The following is a 6,132-nucleotide window of genomic DNA, read 5'->3' as shown; positions in this document are numbered from 1 at the left end:
CGGATCTGAACGGCATGGCAGGAACGGCGACGTGAATCACGGACCCGAGGAGACGGCGGGCGGGACCGGCGTCGGAGCCGGGGTCGGCGTCCGGCCCCCCCCCCCCCCCCCCCCCCCCCCCCCCCCCCCCCCCCCCCCCCCCCCCCCCCCCCCCCCCCCCCCCCCCCCCCCCCCCCCCCCCCCCCCGGGGCCGGGACCTCCCTCGGGGCCGGGGCCTCCCTCAGGGGCGGGACCGGCGTCGGAGCCGGGGTCGGCGTCCGGGCCCGCGTCGGGGCCGGAGCCGGAGCCGGACTTGTCCAGGGCCCTCAGCTCGGCCCCGCGCGCGGCGAGCAGCTTCTCCAGGGAGCGGATCGGCTCCCCGGCGCCGTCGCCGGAACCACTCCCGGACGCGGCCTCGTCAGCGGTCCCGCCCGCCGTCTCCTCGGGTCCGTGATTCACGTCGCCGTTCCTGCCATGCCGTTCAGATCCGCCCTGCTCGTCCCGCTTGCGCTCACTCATGCCGGCGCCTCCATGGCGACCCTCAGGGCCGCGATGCCACGCGAGCCGTACGCCTTCACCGAGCCGAGCGATATGCCCAGGGTCTCGGCGACCTGCGCCTCGGTCATGTCGGCGAAGTACCGCAGCACGAGGACCTCGCGCTGGCGCCGCTGGAGTCCGCGCATCGCCTTGATCAGCTCGTCGCGCTCCAGCAGGTCGTACGCCCCCTCCTCGGCGCTCGCCATGTCGGGCATCGGCTTGGAGAGCAGCTTCAGCCCGAGGATGCGCCGCCGGAGCGCGGACCGCGAGAGGTTGACGACGGTCTGCCGCAGATAGGCGAGCGTCTTCTCGGGGTCCCGCACCCGCTTGCGCGCGGAGTGGACCCGGATGAACGCCTCCTGCACCACGTCCTCGCAGGACGCCGTGTCGTCGAGGAGCAGCGCGGCGAGGCCGAGCAGCGACCTGTAGTGGGCGCGGTAGGTCTCGGTGAGATGGTCGACTGTGGTGCCCGCGGTCACGCGCAAGTCATCGCCCTCGCGCTGCGCCGGAATGCGGGCGGGCCGCGCTGCGGGCATGGGCGCGATCACCGGCATGCCGCCGGCCGCGCGGGTACGACGAGGGGGACGCAGCGCTGCCGCGCCTCTCGCCTGTACCGCTGTGAAGTCGAGTACCTCTGCCACGCTTGTTGGACACGCTTCCCCCTGTCAGGGTTGTACGCATCCGGCATCGCGTTTGCGGCGAGTCGCGCGGGCATCGTTCGTGACGATGCATCAAATGCCCCCATGCGTACCAGCTCTTCCCCTATGCCCCAATTGTCTGCGGCGTTCACCACACCCCCGAAGGCGACCGCTAAAGACGTCCCCGGCCCCGCTGCCGGTTGCAGTGATCGCACGCCGAATCTTCGAACGCCGGGGCGATCCAGTTCAAGGCGTTGAGCCACCGAGTCGGACACAGAACTTACACAGATCCCACAAAGATCCCGACGCTGGGTCGGCGGACCGGCGCACGGCCGGCGGAGGACCGGCCGCGGACCCGCCGACGGACCGGCCGTGGACGCGCCGACGGACCGGTCAGCGGGCCGTGAACTCCTTCGCCACCAGCTCGGCGATCTGGGCGGTGTTCAGGGCCGCGCCCTTGCGCAGGTTGTCCCCGCACACGAAGAGCTCAAGCGCGGTCGGATCGTCCAGGGAGCGCCGCACTCGGCCCACCCACGTCGGATCGGTCCCCACCACGTCGGCGGGGGTCGGGAACTCCCCCGCGGCCGGGTTGTCGAACAGCACGACACCGGGCGCGGTCGCGAGGATCTCGCGCGCGCGGTCGACGGTGACCTCGTCCTCGAAGCGGGCGTGGACGGTCAGGGAGTGCGTGGTGACGACGGGCACGCGGACGCAGGTGGCGGCGACGCGGAGGCCGGGGAGCCCGAGGATCTTCCGCGACTCGTCCCGTACCTTCATCTCCTCCGACGACCAGCCGTCGTCCCGCAGGGACCCGGCCCACGGCACCACGTTCAGCGCCACGGGCTCGGGGAAGGGCCCGGTGTCGTCGCCGACGGCCCTGCGCACATCTCCGGGGCTGGTGCCGAGCTCACTGCCCGCGACCAGCTTGAGCTGGCGCCGCAGGGTCTCGACGCCGTCGCGTCCGGCGCCGCTCACGGCCTGGTACGAGGAGACGATCAGCTCGCGCAGGCCGAACTCGGCGTGCAGCGCGCCGACGGCCACGATCATCGAGAGCGTCGTGCAGTTGGGGTTGGCGACGATGCCGCGCGGGCGCACGCGCGCGGCGTGCGGGTTGACCTCGGGCACGACGAGCGGCACGTCGGGGTCCAGCCGGAAGGCCGCGGAGTTGTCGACCACGACCACGCCCTTGGCCGCGGCGACGGGCGCCCACTGGGCGGCCACCTCGTCGGGGACGTCGAACATGGCGACGTCGACCCCGTCGAAGACCTCCTCCGCCAGGGCGTGCACCTCGACCTCCGCACCGCGCACGGCCAGCTTGCGGCCGGCCGAGCGCGGTGAGGCGACGAGTCTGATCTCGCCCCAGATGTCGGCGTGCTGCGACAGGATCTGGAGCATGACCGTGCCGACGGCCCCGGTCGCTCCGACGACCGCGAGCGTCGGCTTACGGCTCATCGGCCGGTGCCTCCATAGACCACGGCCTCGTCCGTGTCGGAGTCGAGTCCGAAGGCGGTGTGCACGGCACGCACGGCTTCGTTCACGTCGTCGGCGCGGGTGACGACCGAGATGCGGATCTCCGAGGTGGAGATCAGCTCGATGTTCACGCCCGCGTCGCTGAGCGCCTCGAAGAAGGTCGCGGTGACGCCGGGGTTGGTCTTCATGCCGGCGCCGACGAGGGAGATCTTGGCGATCTGGTCGTCGTAGCGCAGCGAGTCGAAGCCGATGGCGGAGCGCGTCTTCTCCAGGGCGTCGATGGCCTTGCGGCCCTCTGCCTTGGGGAGGGTGAAGGAGATGTCGGTCAGGCCCGTCGAGGCGGCCGACACGTTCTGCACGACCATGTCGATGTTGACCTCGGCGTCCGCGATGGCGCGGAAGATCGCGGCGGCCTCGCCCGGCTTGTCGGGCACGCCCACGACCGTGACCTTGGCCTCGGAGGTGTCGTGTGCGACACCGGAGATGATGGCCTGCTCCACCTTGGAATCCCCTTGCGATTCGTTGCTGACCCAGGTGCCCTGCAGTCCGCTGAAGGACGAGCGCACATGGATCGGGATGTTGTAGCGACGGGCGTACTCCACGCAGCGGTGGAGCAGCACCTTGGACCCGGAGCTGGCGAGCTCCAGCATGTCCTCGAACGAGATCCAGTCGATCTTCCGCGCCTTCTTGACCACCCGGGGGTCGGCGGTGAAGACACCGTCCACGTCCGTGTAGATCTCACAGACCTCGGCGTCGAGGGCGGCGGCGAGGGCGACGGCCGTCGTGTCCGAACCACCGCGCCCGAGGGTCGTGATGTTCTTGCCCTCCTGGCTGACGCCCTGGAACCCGGCGACGATGGCGATGTTGCCCTCGTCGATCGAGGTCCTGATGCGCCCGGGGGTGACATCGATGATCCGCGCCTTGTTGTGGACGGAGTCGGTGATGACGCCGGCCTGGCTGCCGGTGAACGACTGGGCCTCGTGGCCCAGGTTTTTGATCGCCATGGCGAGCAGCGCCATGGAGATGCGCTCTCCGGCGGTCAGCAGCATGTCGAATTCCCGCCCGGCGGGAATCGGTGACACCTGCCCGGCAAGATCGATCAACTCATCCGTCGTGTCACCCATCGCCGACACCACGACAACGACCTGATGGCCGTTCTTCTTGGCGTCGACGATCCTCTTGGCGACCCGCTTGATGCCCTCGGCATCGGCTACGGAGGAGCCTCCGTACTTCTGCACGACAAGGCCCACGTGCGCTCCTCGCTCAATCCGTTGTGCGGTCGGCTCAGTTTAACGAGCGGCCGAAATTCGCCTCGCCCATATCAGAACGTGAGATGTCCCGCTCACACACTGATCAGTCCGGCATACGTCCCGCTGGTCGGGTCGTACGTCCCGGCCGCTCGGCTGGGCTCATGCCCGCTGTGGAGCGCTGCACTCCGGAAAGTGGCCCGCCTCACAGCATCCGCCCCGGAGCCCGGGGGCACCCGGGGCCTGAGCTGTCGGCCGGCCGGTCACTGAGCCGTCCGCAGGCCCAGCGGACCCGCGATCTCCTCGGCCATGACCTTGCCCGCCGCCTCCTCCAGGCCGTCCTCGGTGAGGTCCTCGTCCGTGTCCAGGCCGTCCAGGTCCTCCAGGGGCTGGTTCAGGCGGACGTGGGCCACCAGGGACTGGAGGGCGCGCAGGGCGCCGGAGGCCGTGGAGCCCCAGTTCGAGAAGTAGGAGAACTGCCACCACCAGAGGGCCTCGGTGGTGCGGCCCGCGCGGTAGTGGGCCAGGCCGTGGGTGAGGTCGGCGACGACGTCCGCCAGGTCGTCCGAGATGCGGCAGGCGACCGGGGCCTTGCGGGGCTCGTAGGGGTCGAAGACCTCGGAGTAGACGTCGACCGGGTCGAGGAGCGCCGCCAGACGCTGGCGGAGGTCGTCGACGTCCTGCTCCGGGCCGAGATCCGGTTCGTACCGCTCCTCGGGGAGGATGTCCTCGTGCGCGCCGAGCCGGCCGCCGGCCAGGAGGAGCTGGGAGACCTCCAGGAGCAGGAAGGGCACCGCCGAGTCCGGCTCGTCGCCCCTGGCGACCTCCTTGACCGAGACGATGAAGCTCTCGACCTGGTCGGAGATCTGGACGGCGAAGTCGTCCGGATTGTCGGTGACTGTGTTCAGCGTGGCGTCAGACATCTAGGAGTCGTCTCCCCTCGAAAGCACGGCCGAGGGTGACCTCGTCCGCGTATTCCAGATCTCCCCCGACAGGGAGCCCGCTGGCCAGGCGGGTGACCTTCAGGCCCATGGGCTTGATCATGCGCGCGAGGTACGTCGCCGTGGCCTCGCCCTCCAGGTTCGGGTCCGTCGCCAGGATCAGCTCCGTGACCGTGCCGTCGGCCAGGCGCGCGAGGAGTTCCCGTATGCGCAGGTCGTCCGGGCCCACGCCCTCGATCGGGCTGATCGCGCCGCCCAGGACGTGGTACTTCCCCCGGAACTCGCGCGTACGCTCGATCGCCACCACGTCCTTGGGCTCCTCCACCACGCAGATGACGGAGGGGTCGCGGCGCGGGTCGCGGCAGATGTTGCAGAGCTCTTCCTGGGCGACGTTCCCGCAGGTCGCGCAGAAGCGGACCTTGTCCTTCACCTCAAGGAGGGCGTGCGCGAGCCGCCGGACGTCCGTGGGCTCCGCCTGGAGGACGTGGAAGGCGATCCGCTGCGCGCTCTTGGGACCGACGCCGGGCAGCCTGCCCAGCTCGTCGATGAGGTCCTGGACCACGCCTTCGTACAACGGAACGCCTCTCTGGGTGCCGGGTGCTGCTCGGTACGTACGGTAGTTGGGGTTACGGCTTCTTAGAAGGGAAGGCCCGGGATGCCGCCGCCGCCCAGGCCCTGCGCCAGCGGGCCGAGCTTCTCCTGCTGGAGGGTGTGCGCGTTCTCGTTGGCCGCCTGGACCGCCGCGACCACGAGGTCCGCCAGCGTCTCGGTGTCCTCGGGGTCGACCGCCTTGGGGTCGATCACCAGGCCGCGCAGCTCGCCGGAGCCGGTGACCGTGGCCTTGACCAGGCCGCCGCCCGCCTGGCCCTCGACCTCCGTACGGCCGAGCTCCTCCTGCGCGGCCGCGAGATCCTGCTGCATCTTCTGGGCCTGCTGGAGCAGCTGCTGCATGTTGGGCTGGCCACCACCGGGGATCACGATCAGCTCCTGGGTTCGCACGGTTCGAGAGCGGACTTTCCGCTTCAAACGAGCCTACGTGGTCAGGGAGACCGATGCCCCGGCACTCTTTCGAGTGAGACGGCGCGTCTTCCTATACCTGATCAAGGGCCTCTTCCGGGCGGAAAAGCCGCGAAAGCGTGCTGAGGGCCACCCATTGGGCGGTAGTACTGAGGGCTGCGCGTCAGCCTGCGCATGAGCCCGCGCGGCAGCACCAGTCGTTACGCCGCCACGGCGAACAGTCAGGGATCTCGTAGAGGAGTGCCGGGTGAGCCAGCCGGAGATGCAGCCCGAGGGGGTGCCCCCCGAGGGGCAGGGCGGGCA

6 protein-coding genes are annotated in these 6,132 nt (G+C 70.5%); all 6 read right to left on the bottom strand.

Annotated elements, in window-relative coordinates:
• Window positions 1-494: 494 nt before the first annotated feature.
• On the bottom strand, window positions 495-1,157 hold the full coding sequence (locus tag AB8Z36_RS24225) for a SigE family RNA polymerase sigma factor (RefSeq protein ID WP_369215478.1): 663 nt from the start codon (window positions 1,155-1,157) through the stop codon (window positions 495-497).
• Window positions 1,158-1,547: 390 nt separating this feature from the next.
• Window positions 1,548-2,606: an aspartate-semialdehyde dehydrogenase gene (locus AB8Z36_RS24220; protein WP_369215477.1), complete on the bottom strand. Its 1,059-nt coding sequence runs from the start codon at window positions 2,604-2,606 to the stop codon at window positions 1,548-1,550.
• The gene (locus AB8Z36_RS24215) at window positions 2,603-3,874 is read right to left on the bottom strand and encodes an aspartate kinase (protein ID WP_076685219.1); all 1,272 of its coding nucleotides are present in this window, start codon (window positions 3,872-3,874) and stop codon (window positions 2,603-2,605) included. The genes AB8Z36_RS24220 and AB8Z36_RS24215 overlap by 4 nt, the downstream gene beginning before the upstream one ends.
• Window positions 3,875-4,134: 260 nt before the next feature.
• Window positions 4,135-4,794, bottom strand: a complete 660-nt coding sequence (locus AB8Z36_RS24210) for a DUF5063 domain-containing protein (protein WP_369215476.1) — start codon at window positions 4,792-4,794, stop codon at window positions 4,135-4,137.
• Window positions 4,787-5,386: a recombination mediator RecR gene (gene recR, locus AB8Z36_RS24205; protein ID WP_363248160.1), complete on the bottom strand. Its 600-nt coding sequence runs from the start codon at window positions 5,384-5,386 to the stop codon at window positions 4,787-4,789. The genes AB8Z36_RS24210 and recR overlap by 8 nt, the downstream gene beginning before the upstream one ends.
• A gap of 62 nt (window positions 5,387-5,448) precedes the next feature.
• Window positions 5,449-5,790, bottom strand: a complete 342-nt coding sequence (locus AB8Z36_RS24200; protein WP_369215479.1) for a YbaB/EbfC family nucleoid-associated protein — start codon at window positions 5,788-5,790, stop codon at window positions 5,449-5,451.
• Between the last annotated feature and the right edge of the window lie 342 nt (window positions 5,791-6,132).

This window comes from Streptomyces flavofungini (genome assembly GCF_041028215.1).
GTDB lineage: Bacteria > Actinomycetota > Actinomycetes > Streptomycetales > Streptomycetaceae > Streptomyces > Streptomyces flavofungini_B.
Note: the sequence above shows the minus strand (reverse complement) of the source record. Positions and strands in the feature narration are given on the sequence as shown.

Coding starts and splice junctions, on each gene's coding strand:
- AB8Z36_RS24220 (WP_369215477.1), bottom strand. CDS start 2,606: ATGAGCCGTAAGCCGACGCTCGCGGTCGTCGGAGCGACCGGGGCCGTC.
- AB8Z36_RS24210 (WP_369215476.1), bottom strand. CDS start 4,794: ATGTCTGACGCCACGCTGAACACAGTCACCGACAATCCGGACGACTTC.